The following is an 18,800-nucleotide window of genomic DNA, read 5'->3' on the forward strand; positions in this document are numbered from 1 at the left end:
AGTCGCCAAAAGGGCGATGGAAAAGAAAACAAAAAAAGTTAAAAAGTGTTTGACAGAAATGGTTGAACATGATAAACTAGAAAAGTCGCCAAGAGAGGCAGACAAGAAATCTTACAAAAAAGATAAAAAACATTTGACAGAAAAAGTCGAATGTGGTAAGATAAAGAAGTCGCCAAAAGGCGAGAGAAGTTCTTTGAAAACTAAACAGAACGTCAAGAATCATGAGCGAAAGAAATTTCGCAAGCTAAGGAAACAAACAATTATGGAGAGTTTGATCCTGGCTCAGGATGAACGCTGGCGGCGTGCCTAATACATGCAAGTCGAGCGAACCACTTCGGTGGGAAGCGGCGAACGGGTGAGTAACACGTAGGTGATCTGCCCATCAGACGGGGACAACGATTGGAAACGATCGCTAATACCGGATAGGACGAAAGTTTAAAGATGCTCCTGGCATCACTGATGGATGAGCCTGCGGCGCATTAGCTAGTTGGTGGGGTAAAGGCTTACCAAGGCGACGATGCGTAGCCGACCTGAGAGGGTGAACGGCCACACTGGGACTGAGACACGGCCAGACTCCTACGGGAGGCAGCAGTAGGGAATCTTCGGCAATGGGCGAAAGCCTGACCGAGCAACGCCGCGTGAATGAAGAAGGCCTTCGGGTTGTAAAATTCTGTTATAAGGGAAGAAAGGTGATAGGAGGAAATGACTATCAATTGACGGTACCTTATGAGAAAGCCACGGCTAACTACGTGCCAGCAGCCGCGGTAATACGTAGGTGGCAAGCGTTATCCGGAATTATTGGGCGTAAAGAGCGCGCAGGTGGTTAATTAAGTCTGATGTGAAAGCCCACGGCTTAACCGTGGAGGGTCATTGGAAACTGGTTGACTTGAGTGCAGAAGAGGGAAGTGGAATTCCATGTGTAGCGGTGAAATGCGTAGAGATATGGAGGAACACCAGTGGCGAAGGCGGCTTCCTGGTCTGCAACTGACACTGAGGCGCGAAAGCGTGGGGAGCAAACAGGATTAGATACCCTGGTAGTCCACGCCGTAAACGATGAGTGCTAAGTGTTGGGGGTCGAACCTCAGTGCTGAAGTTAACGCATTAAGCACTCCGCCTGGGGAGTACGGTCGCAAGACTGAAACTCAAAGGAATTGACGGGGACCCGCACAAGCGGTGGAGCATGTGGTTTAATTCGAAGCAACGCGAAGAACCTTACCAGGTCTTGACATACCATTGACGCCTCTAGAGATAGAGGGTTTCCTTCGGGGACAATGGATACAGGTGGTGCATGGTTGTCGTCAGCTCGTGTCGTGAGATGTTGGGTTAAGTCCCGCAACGAGCGCAACCCCTGTCGTTAGTTGCCAGCAGTAAGATGGGGACTCTAACGAGACTGCCAGTGACAAACTGGAGGAAGGTGGGGATGACGTCAAATCATCATGCCCCTTATGACCTGGGCTACACACGTGCTACAATGGTTGGTACAAAGAGAAGCGAAGCGGTGACGTGGAGCAAACCTCATAAAGCCAATCTCAGTTCGGATTGTAGGCTGCAACTCGCCTACATGAAGTTGGAATCGCTAGTAATCGCGAATCAGAATGTCGCGGTGAATACGTTCCCGGGTCTTGTACACACCGCCCGTCACACCACGAGAGTTTACAACACCCGAAGTCAGTGGCCTAACCGCAAGGAGGGAGCTGCCTAAGGTGGGGTAGATGATTGGGGTGAAGTCGTAACAAGGTATCCCTACCGGAAGGTGGGGATGGATCACCTCCTTTCTATGGAGAAAGAGACGTTCTGTTTAGTTTTGGGAGAATTTCGATTTTCCTAGAATTGATCTTTGAAAACTAGATATCTTCTGAAGAAGAAAAGTTAAGTAATAAAGGGCGCACGGAGGATGCCTAGGCACTAGGAGTCGAAGAAGGACGCGACAAACGGCGAAACGCCTCGGGGAGCTGTAAGTAAGCAAAGAGCCGGGGATATCCGAATGGGGAAACCCGCTAGTGGTCATACGCTAGCACCGTATGGTGAATCAATAGCCATAGAGGAGACAGACCCAGGGAACTGAAACATCTAAGTACCTGGAGGAAAAGAAAGAAACATCGATTCCCCAAGTAGCGGCGAGCGAACAGGGAGGAGCCCAAACCGGAGTAATCCGGGGTAGAAGGACCTTCAGAAATGACTGAACATGATAGCCGAATGGTCTGGGAAGGCCAACCGGAGGGGGTGAGAGTCCCGTAGGTGAAATTGTGTGAAGCAGGGAAGGGATCCTGAGTACGGCGGGACACGAGAAATCCCGTCGGAAGCAACGAGGACCATCTCGTAAGGCTAAATACTACCTAGTGACCGATAGTGAACCAGTACCGTGAGGGAAAGGTGAAAAGAACCCCGGAAGGGGAGTGAAAGAGAACCTGAAACCGTGTGCCTACAACTAGTCAGAGCCCGTTAAAGGGTGATGGCGTGCCTTTTGTAGAATGAACCGGCGAGTTACGATATCGTGCAAGGTTAAGTTGAAGAGACGGAGCCGAAGCGAAAGCGAGTCTGAATAGGGCGAGGAGTACGATGTTGTAGACCCGAAACCGTGTGAGCTAGCCATGAGCAGGCTGAAGGTCAGGTAACACTGACTGGAGGGCCAAACCAGGGCACGTTGAAAAGTGCTTGGATGACTTGTGGCTAGGGGTGAAATTCCAATCGAACACGGATATAGCTGGTTCTCTCCGAAATAGCTTTAGGGCTAGCCTCGATAAGAGTCTACTGGAGGTAGAGCACTGAATGGGTGATGGCCCCACCTCGGGGTACTGATCTCAATCAAACTCCGAATGCCAGATAGATATGATCGGGAGTCAGACTGTGGGTGATAAGGTCCATGGTCAAAAGGGAAAGAGCCCAGACCGCCAGCTGAGGCCCCAAGTGTCCGTTAAGTGGAAAAGGATGTGGAGATGCACAGACAACTAGGAGGTTGGCTTAGAAGCAGCCATCCTTTAAAGAGTGCGTAATAGCTCACTAGTCGAGTGACTCTGCGCCGAAAATGTACCGGGGCTAAACGGACCGCCGAAGCTGCGGATTGACACGAAGTGTCAGTGGTAGGAGAGCGTTCTAACAGCGGAGAAGCAGTACCGGAAGGAGCTGTGGAGCGGTTAGAAGTGAGAATGCCGGTGTGAGTAGCGAAAGATAGGTGAGAATCCTATCCATCGAAAGCCTAAGGTTTCCAGGGGAAGGCTCGTCCGCCCTGGGTAAGTCGGGACCTAAGGTGAGGCCGAAAGGCGTAGCCGATGGACAACAGGTAGAGATTCCTGTACCACTTAATAAACTGAAGGAGTGACGGAGAAGGCTAAGTTGAGCGTGTGAATGGATTCACGTGTAAGCAGTGAGGTGGTCATGTAGGCAAATCCGCATGGCGAAACATTGAGCTGTGATGCCGAAAGCCCGAAAGGGTGAAGTCAGCTGATGTCACGCTTCCAAGAAAAGCTTCTAGGGATAATTTATTAGGTGCCCGTACCGATAACCGACACAGGTAGGCGAGGAGAGAATCCTAAGATGAGCGAGAGAACTCTTGTTAAGGAACTCGGCAAAATGACCCCGTAACTTCGGGAGAAGGGGTGCTTGTGAAAGCAAGCCGCAGTGAAAAGGCCCAGGCGACTGTTTATCAAAAACACAGGTCTCTGCTAAACCGCAAGGTGATGTATAGGGGCTGACGCCTGCCCGGTGCTGGAAGGTTAAGAGGAGAGGTTAGCGCAAGCGAAGCTTTGAATTGAAGCCCCAGTAAACGGCGGCCGTAACTATAACGGTCCTAAGGTAGCGAAATTCCTTGTCGGGTAAGTTCCGACCCGCACGAAAGGCGTAACGATCTGGGCGCTGTCTCAACAAGAGACTCGGTGAAATCATAGTACCTGTGAAGATGCAGGTTACCCGCGACAGGACGGAAAGACCCCGTGGAGCTTTACTGTAGCTTGATATTGAGCACTGGTGACACATGTACAGGATAGGTAGGAGACGAAGAGACCAGGACGCCAGTCTTGGAGGAGTCGCTGTTGGGATACTACCCTTGTGTTACTGGGGTTCTAACCCGTGGCCATGAGCTGGTCAGGGGACAGTGTCAGGTGGGCAGTTTGACTGGGGCGGTCGCCTCCCAAAGAGTAACGGAGGCGCCCAAAGGTTCCCTCAGAATGGTTGGAAATCATTCGAAGAGTGTAAAGGCAGAAGGGAGCTTGACTGCGAGACCAACAAGTCGAGCAGGGACGAAAGTCGGGCTTAGTGATCCGGCGGTACCGAATGGAAGGGCCGTCGCTCAACGGATAAAAGCTACCCCGGGGATAACAGGCTGATCTCCCCCAAGAGTTCACATCGACGGGGAGGTTTGGCACCTCGATGTCGGCTCATCGCATCCTGGGGCTGTAGTCGGTCCCAAGGGTTGGGCTGTTCGCCCATTAAAGCGGTACGCGAGCTGGGTTCAGAACGTCGTGAGACAGTTCGGTCCCTATCCGTCGTGGGCGTAGGAAATTTGAGAGGAGCTGTCCTTAGTACGAGAGGACCGGGATGGACACACCGCTGGTGTACCAGTTGTTCTGCCAGGAGCATAGCTGGGTAGCTACGTGTGGAAGGGATAAACGCTGAAAGCATCTAAGCGTGAAGCCCCCCTCAAGATGAGATTTCCCATTCGAAAGAAGTAAGATCCCTTGAAGACGACGAGGTAGATAGGTCAGGAGTGGAAGTTTGGTGACAGATGAAGCGGACTGATACTAATCGATCGAGGACTTAACTAAATAGGAAAGGCAAAAACGAGCGATTATCACAGGCAGAAAGTGAAAAGAACTGAGGAATCACGAAGGTGATGAACAGTTATTGAACTTTACCACTGTGATGCGAGAGTTGCCGGACAAGAAGAAGTAAGCAGAAGATATCTAGTTTTGTGAGATTGATAAGATCTGACAGAAGGTCTAGTGATAAGGGCAAGGAGGGCACACCTGTTCCCATACCGAACACAGAAGTTAAGCTCCTTAGCGCCGAGGGTAGTACGCAAGTGCGAGAGTAGGACGTCGCTAGGCCATAAATAAAAAGCCTCAATAGCTCAGTTGGTTAGAGCACTTGACTGTTAATCAAGGGGTCCTAGGTTCGAGTCCTAGTTGGGGCGCCATTAAAAAATGGCCCGTTGGTGAAGCGGTTTAACACACATGCCTTTCACGCATGCATACACGGGTTCGAATCCCGTACGGGTCACCATTAAAAATAAAAGTGGAGGATTAGCTCAGCTGGGAGAGCATCTGCCTTACAAGCAGAGGGTCGGCGGTTCGAGCCCGTCATCCTCCACCATAAAGAGCCGGAATAGCTCAATTGGTAGAGCAACTGACTTGTAATCAGTAGGTTGCGGGTTCAAGTCCTGCTTCCGGCACCATATAATAAAAGAATACGGTGGGGTAGCGAAGTGGCTAAACGCGGCGGACTGTAAATCCGCTCTCTGAGAGTTCGGCGGTTCGAATCCGTCCCCCACCACCACTTAAGAATGGGCTATAGCCAAGCGGTAAGGCAACGGACTTTGACTCCGTCATGCGCTGGTTCGAATCCAGCTAGCCCAGCCAATGATGTCCTGCTAGCTCAGTTGGTAGAGCATCTGACTTTTAATCAGAGGGTCAGAGGTTCGAGTCCTCTGCAGGACACCATTTTTTTAACTGAAAAAGAGTACATAAAGCATAGATAAAAAGCCTGGGTGGCGGAACTGGTAGACGCACAGGACTTAAAATCCTGCGGGTGGTGACACCCGTGCCGGTTCGATTCCGGCCCTAGGCACCAACTAAATAGCGCCCATAGCTCAATTGGATAGAGCGTTTGACTACGGATCAAAAGGTTAGGGGTTCGACTCCTCTTGGGCGCGCCATAAAAAACGGGAAGTGGCTCAGCTTGGTAGAGCACCTGGTTTGGGACCAGGGGGTCGCAGGTTCGAATCCTGTCTTCCCGACCATTAAAAAAGAAAAAGAGAATGGGGACTTAGCTCAGCTGGGAGAGCGCCTGCCTTGCACGCAGGAGGTCAGGGGTTCGATCCCCCTAGTCTCCACCAAAAAGAATTGATCTTTGAAAACTAGATATCTTCTGAAGAAGAAAAGTTAAGTAATAAAGGGCGCACGGAGGATGCCTAGGCACTAGGAGTCGAAGAAGGACGCGACAAACGGCGAAACGCCTCGGGGAGCTGTAAGTAAGCAAAGAGCCGGGGATATCCGAATGGGGAAACCCGCTAGTGGTCATACGCTAGCACCGTATGGTGAATCAATAGCCATAGAGGAGACAGACCCAGGGAACTGAAACATCTAAGTACCTGGAGGAAAAGAAAGAAACATCGATTCCCCAAGTAGCGGCGAGCGAACAGGGAGGAGCCCAAACCGGAGTAATCCGGGGTAGAAGGACCTTCAGAAATGACTGAACATGATAGCCGAATGGTCTGGGAAGGCCAACCGGAGAGGGTGAGAGTCCCGTAGGTGAAATTGTGTGAAGCAGGGAAGGGATCCTGAGTACGGCGGGACACGAGAAATCCCGTCGGAAGCAACGAGGACCATCTCGTAAGGCTAAATACTACCTAGTGACCGATAGTGAACCAGTACCGTGAGGGAAAGGTGAAAAGAACCCCGGAAGGGGAGTGAAAGAGAACCTGAAACCGTGTGCCTACAACTAGTCAGAGCCCGTTAAAGGGTGATGGCGTGCCTTTTGTAGAATGAACCGGCGAGTTACGATATCGTGCAAGGTTAAGTTGAAGAGACGGAGCCGAAGCGAAAGCGAGTCTGAATAGGGCGAGGAGTACGATGTTGTAGACCCGAAACCGTGTGAGCTAGCCATGAGCAGGCTGAAGGTCAGGTAACACTGACTGGAGGGCCGAACCAGGGCACGTTGAAAAGTGCTTGGATGACTTGTGGCTAGGGGTGAAATTCCAATCGAACACGGATATAGCTGGTTCTCTCCGAAATAGCTTTAGGGCTAGCCTCGATAAGAGTCTACTGGAGGTAGAGCACTGAATGGGTGATGGCCCCACCTCGGGGTACTGATCTCAATCAAACTCCGAATGCCAGATAGATATGATCGGGAGTCAGACTGTGGGTGATAAGGTCCATGGTCAAAAGGGAAAGAGCCCAGACCGCCAGCTGAAGCCGCCAAGTGTCCGTTAAGTGGAAAAGGATGTGGAGATGCACAGACAACTAGGAGGTTGGCTTAGAAGCAGCCATCCTTTAAAGAGTGCGTAATAGCTCACTAGTCGAGTGACTCTGCGCCGAAAATGTACCGGGGCTAAACGGACCGCCGAAGCTGCGGATTGACACGAAGTGTCAGTGGTAGGAGAGCGTTCTAACAGCGGAGAAGCAGTACCGGAAGGAGCTGTGGAGCGGTTAGAAGTGAGAATGCCGGTGTGAGTAGCGAAAGATAGGTGAGAATCCTATCCATCGAAAGCCTAAGGTTTCCAGGGGAAGGCTCGTCCGCCCTGGGTAAGTCGGGACCTAAGGTGAGGCCGAAAGGCGTAGCCGATGGACAACAGGTAGAGATTCCTGTACCACTTAATAAACTGAAGGAGTGACGGAGAAGGCTAAGTTGAGCGTGTGAATGGATTCACGTGTAAGCAGTGAGGTGGTCATGTAGGCAAATCCGCATGGCGAAACATTGAGCTGTGATGCCGAAAGCCCGAAAGGGTGAAGTCAGCTGATGTCACGCTTCCAAGAAAAGCTTCTAGGGATAATTTATTAGGTGCCCGTACCGATAACCGACACAGGTAGGCGAGGAGAGAATCCTAAGATGAGCGAGAGAACTCTTGTTAAGGAACTCGGCAAAATGACCCCGTAACTTCGGGAGAAGGGGTGCTTGTGAAAGCAAGCCGCAGTGAAAAGGCCCAGGCGACTGTTTATCAAAAACACAGGTCTCTGCTAAACCGCAAGGTGATGTATAGGGGCTGACGCCTGCCCGGTGCTGGAAGGTTAAGAGGAGAGGTTAGCGCAAGCGAAGCTTTGAATTGAAGCCCCAGTAAACGGCGGCCGTAACTATAACGGTCCTAAGGTAGCGAAATTCCTTGTCGGGTAAGTTCCGACCCGCACGAAAGGCGTAACGATCTGGGCGCTGTCTCAACAAGAGACTCGGTGAAATCATAGTACCTGTGAAGATGCAGGTTACCCGCGACAGGACGGAAAGACCCCGTGGAGCTTTACTGTAGCTTGATATTGAGCACTGGTGACACATGTACAGGATAGGTAGGAGACGAAGAGACCAGGACGCCAGTCTTGGAGGAGTCGCTGTTGGGATACTACCCTTGTGTTACTGGGGTTCTAACCCGTGGCCATGAGCTGGTCAGGGGACAGTGTCAGGTGGGCAGTTTGACTGGGGCGGTCGCCTCCCAAAGAGTAACGGAGGCGCCCAAAGGTTCCCTCAGAATGGTTGGAAATCATTCGAAGAGTGTAAAGGCAGAAGGGAGCTTGACTGCGAGACCTACAAGTCGAGCAGGGACGAAAGTCGGGCTTAGTGATCCGGCGGTACCGAATGGAAGGGCCGTCGCTCAACGGATAAAAGCTACCCCGGGGATAACAGGCTGATCTCCCCCAAGAGTTCACATCGACGGGGAGGTTTGGCACCTCGATGTCGGCTCATCGCATCCTGGGGCTGTAGTCGGTCCCAAGGGTTGGGCTGTTCGCCCATTAAAGCGGTACGCGAGCTGGGTTCAGAACGTCGTGAGACAGTTCGGTCCCTATCCGTCGTGGGCGTAGGAAATTTGAGAGGAGCTGTCCTTAGTACGAGAGGACCGGGATGGACACACCGCTGGTGTACCAGTTGTTCTGCCAGGAGCATAGCTGGGTAGCTACGTGTGGAAGGGATAAACGCTGAAAGCATCTAAGCGTGAAGCCCCCCTCAAGATGAGATTTCCCATTCGAAAGAAGTAAGATCCCTTGAAGACGACGAGGTAGATAGGTCAGGAGTGGAAGTTTGGTGACAGATGAAGCGGACTGATACTAATCGATCGAGGACTTAACTAAATAGGAAAGGCAAAAACGAGCGATTATCACAGGCAGAAAGTGAAAAGAACTGAGGAATCACGAAGGTGATGAACAGTTATTGAACTTTACCACTGTGATGCGAGAGTTGCCGGACAAGAAGAAGTAAGCAGAAGATATCTAGTTTTGTGAGATTGATAAGATCTGACAGAAGGTCTAGTGATAAGGGCAAGGAGGGCACACCTGTTCCCATACCGAACACAGAAGTTAAGCTCCTTAGCGCCGAGGGTAGTACGCAAGTGCGAGAGTAGGACGTCGCTAGGCCATAAATAGAAAAAGCAAGGAATAATTATTTTTCCTTGCTTTTTCTATATTAGTTTATAAATATTTCTTATTGTATTCTTAAAATATATCTGATAATATATTTAAGAGCCCTAAAATTTGCTCTCCATTGCGGAGGGCTTATTTTTTTATCTAAGACAAAAACTATTAGCGGAGGAATAATAAATGACAAAATATATTTTTGTTACAGGCGGAGTTGTTTCATCTTTAGGAAAGGGGATTACGGCATCTTCTCTTGGACGATTACTAAAAAATAGAGGCCTTAAAGTATTTATGCAGAAATTTGACCCTTATATTAATGTGGATCCTGGAACAATGAGTCCTTATCAGCATGGTGAAGTTTTTGTAACAGATGATGGGGCAGAAACTGATTTAGATTTAGGACACTATGAACGCTTTATTGATGAGAATTTATCACAAAATTCTAATATTACAACTGGTCGAGTTTATTCAAATGTAATTGATAAGGAGCGACGTGGGGAATATTTAGGTGCTACGGTTCAGGTCATTCCACATATTACGAATGAAATTAAGTCTAAGTTAATTGCCGCTGCTCAGGACAGTGATGCTGATGTGATTATTACTGAAATTGGTGGAACGGTAGGTGACATTGAGTCATTACCTTTTTTAGAGGCTATTCGACAGGCCCGTAAAGATTTTGGTTATCATAATACGCTATATATTCATAATACATTGGTTCCTTACTTAAAGGCGGCGGGTGAGATTAAAACAAAGCCTACGCAACATAGCGTAAAAGAGTTATTATCGTTAGGTATCCAACCAGATGTTATCGTTTTACGTACAGAGGTAGATATAGAGGATCATGTAAAGGAAAAGATTTCATCATTCTGTAATGTTCCTAAGGAAGCAGTTGTACAGGCAATTGATGCGGAAATTTTATATGAGGTTCCAATGCATTTAAAGGCACAGGGATTAGATGACTATGTTTGTAAACATTTTGGTATTGATGCTCCGGAAGCGGATATGACTGAGTGGGAGCAGTTAATCGATACGGTACGTAACTTAAATGGTGAGGTTTCTATCGCACTTGTTGGTAAATACGTTGCATTACCGGATGCTTATTTATCGGTTGTTGAGGCCTTAAAACATGCTGGATATCACTATGGGAAGAAAGTTTGTATTAAATGGGTTGATTCCGAACGTGTAACAGAGGAAACTGTAGATGAAATCTTTGCTGATGTAGATGGTATTTTAGTTCCTGGAGGATTTGGTAACCGTGGAGTTGAAGGGAAAATTTTATCTTGTCAATATGCACGTGTAAATAACATCCCTTATTTTGGTATATGTATGGGTATGCAAATTGCAGCAATTGAATATGCTCGTAATGTTGCAAAGTTAGAAGGGGCTAATTCAACAGAGTTTGACGAGGATACTCCACACGCAATTTTTGATTATTTACCTGATCAATATGAAGGAATTAAAATGGGTGGAACGTTGCGTTTAGGATTATATGATTGTTATGTTAAGGAAGGAACAAAGGCTTACGAGGCATACCAATCGGTTAATGTTAAGGAACGTCACCGTCATCGTTATGAGTTTAATAATCAATATAAAACAATTTTAGAAAATGCGGGATTAGAGTTTTCGGGTATCAATCCGCAAACCGGATTAGTAGAAATTATTGAAATTCCGGATCATCGATGGTTTGTAGCAGGACAATTTCATCCAGAATTTTTATCACGTCCGCAGAAACCACAACCATTATTCCGTGAATTTATTAAGGCAACAATTTCTAAAGGATTAGAGTAATTATCAATTATAGTTAGGGGATTATCCTATTGAGTTAGGTTAATTACCCTAATTTTTTTATTTTTAGGGATTACAGATAGTCAGTTGTTTGGTATAATATTAATGTTCAATTTTAAATATAAAGGTGAAAATTATGAAACTGACAAGTATGGAGACTAACTTAATAGGTTTATTATATATTTTATAGCACGCTATGCTCGCATAGGGTGCTTTTTTGTTGGTATATACCAGACTTGTTTAAAGGAGTGTTTGCTGGATGAATAGTTATGATGTGATTATTGTTGGTGCAGGACCGGCAGGAATTTTTGCCGCTTATGAGTTGTCATTAAAGAATAAGGATTTAAAGGTTGCGTTGATTGATAAAGGGCTAGATATTTACCGACGTCGATGCCCAATACTTGAGCATAAAATAAAGAAATGTCCAGTGATTAAAGATCATGTAGGTTGTATGCCGGCGTGTTCTATTACGAATGGCTTTGGTGGGGCAGGGGCCTATTCAGATGGTAAATTTAATATTACACATGAGTTTGGTGGATGGATGACAGATTATTTATCAAACACTGAAGTAGAAGATTTGATAGAATACGTGGATAATATTAATTTAAGGCACGGAGCAACTAGTGATATTACAGATCCAACGACTGATAAAGTTCGTGAGATTGAGAAACGTGGTTATGCTGTAGGATTGAAATTGTTACGTGCGAAAGTTCGACATTTAGGGACGGAACAAAATTTAGAAATATTAAAGAGTATTTATGAGGAAATGAAAGATCGTGTGGATTATCATTTTAAAACTGAAGTTAAGGATGTCATTGTTGAAAACAATGAAGTTCGCGGTGTGGTCCTTGCAAATGGAGAGACAATGAAAGCAAATCAAGTTTTCTTAGCTCCTGGGCGTGATGGATCAGTTTGGTTAAAAGATGTGATGCGTGGTCAAAAAATCCCAATGAAGAATTTACAAGTCGATATTGGGGTACGTGTTGAAACTTCGGATATTGTTATGCAAGAGATTAATGAACATTTATACGAAGGAAAGTTTATGTATCGTACGAGTGTTGGAACAGTAGTTCGAACATTTTGTTCAAATCCATCAGGACATGTTGTAGTGGAAAATCATTCAGGAACGATGTTGGCGAACGGTCATGCTTATAAGGACCCTAAACTTGGAAGTAAGAATACTAATTTTGCTTTATTAGTCTCTCATACGTTTGAGGAGCCTTTCGATCAACCGAATGAATTTGCACATGAGGTGTCTCATTTAGCAAATAAGTTATCAAATGGTTCGATTATTGTGCAGAAGTACGGGGATATTTTGAAGGGAAGACGTACGACGCCTAAACGATTAAAAGAAGGATTTGTTGAACCAACACTTAAGGAGGCTGTCCCAGGTGATTTAGGATTAGTGCTTCCATATAATACGATGAAGTCATTAATTGAAATGACGGAAGCTCTTGACCATGTGACTCCAGGTATTGCTTCTGAGCATACGTTGTTTTATGGTGTAGAGGCAAAGTTCTACTCTGCCCGTCCTGAAATTGATAATAAATTCGAAACAAAGGTAAAAGGTTTATTTGTAGGTGGCGATGGGGCTGGTGTGACTCGCGGACTGGCGCAGGCAGGAGCGAGTGGTGTTCTAGTAGCACGTCATATCTTAGACCGCTATGAGGCATAGGGTTGATAAAATAAATTTATTAGGAAAGTTTCTAAGATATTGTAGTAAATATTAAATTCTATTATAAAAAAAGGTGGTTATTGATATGGTAAAAACAGTAGTAGTTGTAGGAACACAATGGGGAGATGAAGGAAAAGGAAAAATTACGGATTATTTGGCTCAACGTGCAGATATTGTAGCGCGTTATCAAGGTGGAAACAACGCTGGACATACGATTGAATTTAATGGACAACAATTTAAGTTACGATTGATTCCTTCAGGAGTTTTCAATTCGGAGAAGGTTATTTTAGGAAATGGGATGGTTATTAATCCTGAGTCATTATTAGAGGAAATTGCATATTTGAATGATGCTGGAATTAGTACGGATCATATTCGTATTTCTAACCGTGCCCATGTTATTTTCCCATATCATATTGAGTTAGATGGTCTTCAGGAAGAGTTAAAAGGGGATCAAAAGGTTGGGACAACTAAACGTGGAATTGGGCCATGTTACGCAGATAAATATGCTCGTATCGGAATTCGTATTGGAGAATTAATGGATAAGGAAGTATTTGCGACTCGCTTGAAGGAACAATTAGAGGCGAAGAATGAGATTTTAGCTAAGTATGGAAAGACGACATTCTCGTATGATGAAATTTACACTAAATATTGTGAGTATGCAGAGATTATTCGTCCATACGTAACGGATACTTCATATGAATTAGACGAGGCATTTAATGAAGGTAAAAAGGTATTATTTGAAGGTGCACAAGGAGTTATGTTAGATATTGATCACGGGACATATCCGTTTGTTACGTCATCAAATCCTTCTGCAGGGGCTGTAACAACTGGATTAGGTGTAGGTCCAACGAAAATTGAGGAAGTGATTGGGGTTGTAAAAGCTTATTCAACACGTGTTGGTGAAGGAGCGTTCCCAACTGAAATTGAAGGTGAAACTGCAAACCGTATTCGTGAGATTGGACGTGAATATGGAACTGTAACAGGTCGTCCTCGTCGTATTGGATGGTTTGATAGTGTAGTTGTGTCTCATACTCGTCGAGTAAGTGGTTTAACAGGAATCTCTGTTAATTTATTAGACGTTTTATCAGGACTTGACACATTAAAAATTTGTACAGCATACAAATTGGATGGAAAGGTAATTAAGTACGTACCTTCAACAATTAAGGAATTTGAACGTTGTATTCCTGTTTACGAGGAGATGCCAGGTTGGCAAGAGGATATTACAGGTGTAACTTCATTTGAGGAATTACCAATTGCAGCGCAAAATTACTTACGTCGCATTGAAGAGTTAATTGGAGCTAAAGTAGCTATTTTCAGTGTTGGACCAGATCGTGAGCAAACTATTTTATTAAAAGAATTATTCTAATTGGGGACAATTTTTAATTTAGATTTTTCGTTTTTATTAAAGAGTGAGAAGGCATTAATTGTATCAAAGTGGGATTTTTATAAGAAAAAAGCGACGCATTTTGCGTTGCTTTTTTTTAGCTTTGATGTAAAATAGTGGTATAAAAGGAGGTTGTTATGGGATGAAGAAATGGTATTATATTATTTTTTTAGGGTGTTTGTTTTGTTTTAATCAGGCCTTCAAATCATATGTTGAGTTATACGGATTATTAGAAGGGGTTTTTGTGGGGTTAGTGATTGCCTTTTTGTGTAAATTAGCATTTAATGTTGTGACGAAGACGATTATTTTTATTGCGATTGTGTGCGGGTTATTAGTATTTTTAATTTCTTCAGGTTATTTAACACTTCCAGGAGAACTGATGAATCTTTTTAACCTTTCACATATATTTCATAGTTTTTTCTAATATTTGAGTTATAATAAGAGAGGAAGTAAAGGAGTAGTTATTATGAAGAAAATTTTAATTGGATTAGTAGCAGTTGTTGTTATTGCGGTCACGGCTAACTTCCTATTTCCATCAGTTAATTCATTGGCTGATTTAAAAAGGATTGATTATCGAGATTCATTCAGTCAGAAGGAATCGGAGTATTATGTTTATTTTTATCAAGAAAGTTGTCCACTTTGTTTGCAATTTAGTCCCGAGTTAGTGGCGGCTTATAATGATAATGGAGCCCCAATTTATGTAGTTGATATGGCAGCCGATCAAAATGTTGGTGCTTGGTATGATTGGGATGCACATAAAAAACAGTATACGAAGGTTATTGGTAAGGTTGAAAATGGAGTACAGGTATTTAATGAGGGTGAATCGAGTGCAAAATATCCATCAAATGAAGGATGGGTCATTTCTGTAAAGGATAACAATGAGATTGTTGCTTATAATGATACGCCTATGAATAATCGTTTGCCACAGTCTGCCGAAGAGATTCAAGTATCCGGGACGCCAGCATTGCTTAAGATTAAAGATGGAAAGTTCGCGGGATATGCTGAGGGAGTGGCTGAGGCGCGACAATTGTTAGGAACATATAAAAAATAAATGAGCTAATCTTGCTTTAAAAAAAGCAAGATTTTTTATAATATAAATAGTATAAGAGGTGAAGAAGATGAAACATATTTTTGTAATAGATGATGATGCAAACATCAGACAGTTAATTTTAAGGTATTTGGAAAAGGAAGGTTATCGTGTGACGACGTTTGAAAATGCGGACACGGTATTAGAGGCTTTTAATGCGATGCAGCCAGACGCCCTAGTTTTGGATATTATGATGCCTGGGACGATGGATGGACTTGATTTATGTAAAAAGATTCGAATGGTGAGCCAGGTTCCAATTATTTTTGTTTCTGCAAAAGATGAGGCGGTTGATCGTATTATTGGGCTTGAATTAGGGGCAGATGATTATTTATCTAAGCCATTTAGTCCTCGTGAGTTGTTGGTTCGATTAAAGATTATTTTTCGTCGAATTGAACCGGTGGTGATTAATGAGGTGGAGACGAGTATTTATCAAATTAAGGATATGAAGATTGATGACTCGAAGCGTGTTTGCACGGTGAATGATGTGGAGATGACGTTAACTAATAATGAATATATGTTACTAGCTTATTTGGTGAAAAATAAAAATATTTCATTTACTCGTGAAAATTTGATTCAGAATATATGGGGATACGATTATGTGGGGGAATCTCGCATGATTGACGACTTGGTAAAACGCCTTCGTAAAAAATTAAAAGCGATGAATGCTAAGGTGGAAATTACTACAGTCTGGGGTTATGGTTATCGAATTGATGATAATAATTAGGTGTGAATGATGAGATTAGATCGCAAATTATTTTGGAGTTACATTATTACCATTTTAATTGCCATTTCCACATCGTTTACGTTGTTTACTGTAACGTCTAATCAGTTTTTATCATATCGATTGTTAGATAGTATGAAAAAGGAAATGGATTTAATTCAAGAAAATTTGATGGTTTATAATACAGGTTACTTTCAACCAGGTGTTGTCATTCGTAATCACATTATGCAACTGGTGGAGTCGGAGTTAATTATTATTCAGGATAATGAGACTGTTTTTTATGAAAATAAGGCAATCCTGGATGATTTACAGACTTATGGAGTTGAGAGTACCTATTTCAAAAAGCACTATTTAATGATTTCAGGTAGTGTTGAGGTGATGGACTGGAAATTTGATATTATTTTATTAAGAGATAAAGGAACGGTTGTTGATTTAAATCGCTTGAATTTAAATATTTTATTTATTACTTCATTAGTGAGTATGTTAATTGCGGCATTTTTTGGAGTTTATGTACAAAATAATATTTCTAGACCGATTCATTTATTAAAGAATAAGATTCGTAATTTTCAGGAAAATTTAGAGGCACCAGAGGTGACGATTTATACGGGAGATGAGATTCAGGAATTGGATGAGGATATTGTCCGCATGGCCAAGGCTATTGTTAATAATGACCGAAAACGCAAAGCATTTTTTGAGAATACGTCTCATGAGTTAAAAACGCCGCTCATGAATATTCGAGGATATGCTGAGGGGCTAAAGGATGGTATTTTCTCGATTGATGAGGCTGCGGACGTGATTTCTAAAGAAAGTGAATCTCTTCGAACGTTGGTAGAATCAATTTTATATTTGTCTAAGCTTGAAGATGCGACTCATGATCGATATCAATTACAAGTTGTTGATTTAAATGTCTTCTTAGATGGATTTTATCATAAGATGGCAGGTCTTGTTGCGGACAAAGGGTTAGAACTTCGCTTGAATTTAGATCGATCTGTCTTTGTCAAATTAGATGATGATAAGATGATTCGCGCGTTATCTAATATTATTACTAATGCCGTTCGTTATGCAAAGACGATGATTTCTATTACGACAAAGATTGATGAGGACTGGGTGGAAATTCGTTTATTTAATGATGGTCCCCAAATTAAAGAGACTGATTTACCGTATATTTTTGATCGTTTTTATAAGGGTGATAAAGGTCAGTCAGGACTTGGCCTGTCTATTGTGCAAAGTATTATTACGACTCATCAGGGAGTAATTGAAGCGTTGAATGTTGAGAATGGAGTCTGCATGAGTGTAAAGTTACCTTATGTTAAGCCGTCTAATAAACGGCGATCAAGTGAAGTGAAGAAGGGCTGAGTCATGATTGGCGATGCCCTTCTTTATATTGGGACGCAATTCTTGCTTATCAGAGGTACGTTTTCATCGGGGAATCTGGTGTAATTTTCAAAATATTTGTTTGTTTGATTAGAAAATTTAAGTTAAAATAGAAGGGTAAGTAAAATAGGATAAGGTGGGAGTTTACGCATGATTAATCGTTATTCGCGCCCTGAGATGGCGGCTATTTGGACAGAACAAAATAAGTTTGAAGCCTATTTAAAGGTTGAAATTTTGGCTTGTGAGGCTTGGGCTCAATTAGGGCATATTCCGATGGAGGATGTTGAGAAGTTATGGAAGAATGCTTCTTTTGATCTTGATCGAATTTATGAAATTGAACAAGAGACTCGTCATGACGTGGTTGCTTTTACACGAGCGGTGAGTGAAACATGTGGTGAGGAGAAGAAATGGGTTCATTATGGATTAACTTCGACTGATGTTGTTGATACGGCCAATGGGTATTTATTAAAACAAGCAAATGATATTTTACGTGAAGATTTAAATCGCTTTATTCAAGTGTTAGGTGAAAAAGCGAAGAAGTATAAACATACCGTTCAAATGGGACGTACGCATGGGGTTCATGCTGAGATTACGACATTTGGATTAAAGTTAGCGTTATGGTATGAGGAGATGAAACGAAACCAAGCGCGTTTTGAAGAAGCGGCACGTGCTGTTGAATGTGGTAAAATTTCTGGTGCGGTTGGAACACACGCCAATATTCCATTCTTTGTTCAAGACTATACATGTGAGAAATTAGGAATTGATTCAGCGAAGATTTCAACGCAAACATTGCAACGTGATCGACATGCAGCTTATATGTCAGCTATTGCCTTAATTGGGGCATCAATTGAAAAAATGGGGGTTGAGATTCGCCATTTACAACGTACAGAGGTTCGTGAAGCCGAGGAGTTTTTCCGCAAAGGGCAAAAGGGATCTTCAGCAATGCCTCATAAACGTAATCCAATTGGTTCTGAGAATATGGCAGGGTGTGCCCGTGTATTACGTGGATATATGGTTACAGCTTACGAAAATATCGCGCTTTGGCATGAACGTGATATTTCACACTCATCAGCAGAACGTATCATTATGCCAGATGCAACAATTTTACTTGATTACATGTTAAATCGTTTCACTAACTTAATTGATAATTTAACGGTTTATGAAGAAAATATGTTAGAAAATATTAATAAAACGCATGGAGTTATTTTCTCTCAACGCGTGATGTTAAAATTAATTGAAAAAGGATTTGTTCGTGAGCAAGCTTATGACCTTGTTCAACCAAAAGCGATGCAAGCTTGGGAGAATCGTCAATCATTCCGTCAATTATTAGAGTCTGATGAAACAGTGATGAGTCATTTAACAATGGCAGATTTAGATGACTGTTTTGATCATACGTACCATTTAAAATCAGTTGATGGAATCTTTGAACGATTAGGATTAGAATAGTTATTAGTGATGGGTTATTAAAAAGAGTAGCTTCGATTAGATTCGATGCTACTCTTTTT

8 protein-coding genes, 11 tRNA genes and 5 rRNA genes are annotated in these 18,800 nt (G+C 43.5%); all 24 read left to right on the forward strand.

Annotation, left to right across the window (positions count from 1 at the left end):
* The first annotated feature begins 259 nt into the window (after positions 1-259).
* The 24 genes from AACH31_RS00005 (at position 260) to purB (ending at position 18,741) form a co-directional block, all read left to right on the forward strand.
* Positions 260-1,775, forward strand: a 16S ribosomal RNA gene (locus AACH31_RS00005).
* Positions 1,776-1,867: 92 nt separating this feature from the next.
* A 23S ribosomal RNA gene (locus AACH31_RS00010) occupies positions 1,868-4,760 on the forward strand.
* A gap of 173 nt (positions 4,761-4,933) precedes the next feature.
* Positions 4,934-5,042 (forward strand): 5S ribosomal RNA (gene rrf / locus AACH31_RS00015).
* A 12-nt stretch (positions 5,043-5,054) separates the two neighbouring features.
* Positions 5,055-5,131, forward strand: a tRNA-Asn gene (locus AACH31_RS00020).
* Between the two features lie 9 nt (positions 5,132-5,140).
* Positions 5,141-5,217: transfer RNA gene (locus AACH31_RS00025), tRNA-Glu, on the forward strand.
* A gap of 14 nt (positions 5,218-5,231) precedes the next feature.
* A tRNA-Val gene (locus AACH31_RS00030) sits at positions 5,232-5,307 on the forward strand.
* Positions 5,308-5,313: 6 nt separating this feature from the next.
* Positions 5,314-5,389 (forward strand) — tRNA-Thr (locus AACH31_RS00035).
* A gap of 16 nt (positions 5,390-5,405) precedes the next feature.
* Positions 5,406-5,490: transfer RNA gene (locus tag AACH31_RS00040), tRNA-Tyr, on the forward strand.
* Between the two features lie 8 nt (positions 5,491-5,498).
* Positions 5,499-5,573: transfer RNA gene (locus tag AACH31_RS00045), tRNA-Gln, on the forward strand.
* Positions 5,574-5,578: 5 nt separating this feature from the next.
* A tRNA-Lys gene (locus AACH31_RS00050) sits at positions 5,579-5,654 on the forward strand.
* 41 nt (positions 5,655-5,695) lie between these two features.
* Positions 5,696-5,784: transfer RNA gene (locus tag AACH31_RS00055), tRNA-Leu, on the forward strand.
* 8 nt (positions 5,785-5,792) lie between these two features.
* Positions 5,793-5,869, forward strand: a tRNA-Arg gene (locus AACH31_RS00060).
* Between the two features lie 7 nt (positions 5,870-5,876).
* Positions 5,877-5,953 (forward strand) — tRNA-Pro (locus tag AACH31_RS00065).
* A gap of 20 nt (positions 5,954-5,973) precedes the next feature.
* Positions 5,974-6,049: transfer RNA gene (locus AACH31_RS00070), tRNA-Ala, on the forward strand.
* A 44-nt stretch (positions 6,050-6,093) separates the two neighbouring features.
* Positions 6,094-8,987, forward strand: a 23S ribosomal RNA gene (locus AACH31_RS00075).
* Between the two features lie 173 nt (positions 8,988-9,160).
* Positions 9,161-9,269, forward strand: a 5S ribosomal RNA gene (rrf, locus tag AACH31_RS00080).
* The 16S, 23S and 5S rRNA genes sit together here with 11 tRNA genes alongside, the layout of an rRNA operon.
* A 183-nt stretch (positions 9,270-9,452) precedes the next feature.
* Positions 9,453-11,057 (forward strand): CTP synthase, encoded by a 1,605-nt coding sequence (locus AACH31_RS00085; RefSeq protein WP_161832647.1) that lies wholly within the window; start codon positions 9,453-9,455, stop codon positions 11,055-11,057.
* Positions 11,058-11,313: 256 nt separating this feature from the next.
* Positions 11,314-12,729 (forward strand): NAD(P)/FAD-dependent oxidoreductase, encoded by a 1,416-nt coding sequence (locus AACH31_RS00090; RefSeq protein ID WP_262951218.1) that lies wholly within the window; start codon positions 11,314-11,316, stop codon positions 12,727-12,729.
* An 85-nt stretch (positions 12,730-12,814) separates the two neighbouring features.
* Complete coding sequence (locus AACH31_RS00095; protein ID WP_338617713.1) at positions 12,815-14,095, forward strand: adenylosuccinate synthase; 1,281 nt, start codon at positions 12,815-12,817, stop codon at positions 14,093-14,095.
* A gap of 160 nt (positions 14,096-14,255) precedes the next feature.
* Positions 14,256-14,537, forward strand: coding sequence for a hypothetical protein (locus AACH31_RS00100; protein WP_161832644.1), 282 nt, complete (start codon positions 14,256-14,258; stop codon positions 14,535-14,537).
* A gap of 42 nt (positions 14,538-14,579) precedes the next feature.
* A complete protein-coding gene (locus AACH31_RS00105; RefSeq protein ID WP_161832643.1) occupies positions 14,580-15,164 on the forward strand; it encodes a hypothetical protein in 585 nt (194 codons plus the stop codon).
* Between the two features lie 67 nt (positions 15,165-15,231).
* Positions 15,232-15,924, forward strand: a complete 693-nt coding sequence (locus AACH31_RS00110) for a response regulator transcription factor (RefSeq protein WP_161832642.1) — start codon at positions 15,232-15,234, stop codon at positions 15,922-15,924.
* A gap of 9 nt (positions 15,925-15,933) precedes the next feature.
* Positions 15,934-17,277 (forward strand): sensor histidine kinase, encoded by a 1,344-nt coding sequence (locus tag AACH31_RS00115; RefSeq protein WP_161832641.1) that lies wholly within the window; start codon positions 15,934-15,936, stop codon positions 17,275-17,277.
* A gap of 168 nt (positions 17,278-17,445) precedes the next feature.
* Positions 17,446-18,741, forward strand: coding sequence for an adenylosuccinate lyase (purB, locus tag AACH31_RS00120; protein ID WP_161832640.1), 1,296 nt, complete (start codon positions 17,446-17,448; stop codon positions 18,739-18,741).
* The last annotated feature ends 59 nt before the right edge of the window (positions 18,742-18,800 follow it).

The sequence above is a fragment of the Turicibacter faecis genome (genome assembly GCF_037076425.1).
In the GTDB taxonomy this organism is placed as follows: Bacteria; Bacillota_I; Bacilli_A; order MOL361; family Turicibacteraceae; genus Turicibacter; species Turicibacter faecis.

Coding starts and splice junctions, on each gene's coding strand:
- purB (WP_161832640.1), top strand. CDS start 17,446: ATGATTAATCGTTATTCGCGCCCTGAGATGGCGGCTATTTGGACAGAA.
- AACH31_RS00115 (WP_161832641.1), top strand. CDS start 15,934: ATGAGATTAGATCGCAAATTATTTTGGAGTTACATTATTACCATTTTA.
- AACH31_RS00095 (WP_338617713.1), top strand. CDS start 12,815: ATGGTAAAAACAGTAGTAGTTGTAGGAACACAATGGGGAGATGAAGGA.
- AACH31_RS00090 (WP_262951218.1), top strand. CDS start 11,314: ATGAATAGTTATGATGTGATTATTGTTGGTGCAGGACCGGCAGGAATT.
- AACH31_RS00085 (WP_161832647.1), top strand. CDS start 9,453: ATGACAAAATATATTTTTGTTACAGGCGGAGTTGTTTCATCTTTAGGA.
- AACH31_RS00105 (WP_161832643.1), top strand. CDS start 14,580: ATGAAGAAAATTTTAATTGGATTAGTAGCAGTTGTTGTTATTGCGGTC.
- AACH31_RS00110 (WP_161832642.1), top strand. CDS start 15,232: ATGAAACATATTTTTGTAATAGATGATGATGCAAACATCAGACAGTTA.
- AACH31_RS00100 (WP_161832644.1), top strand. CDS start 14,256: ATGAAGAAATGGTATTATATTATTTTTTTAGGGTGTTTGTTTTGTTTT.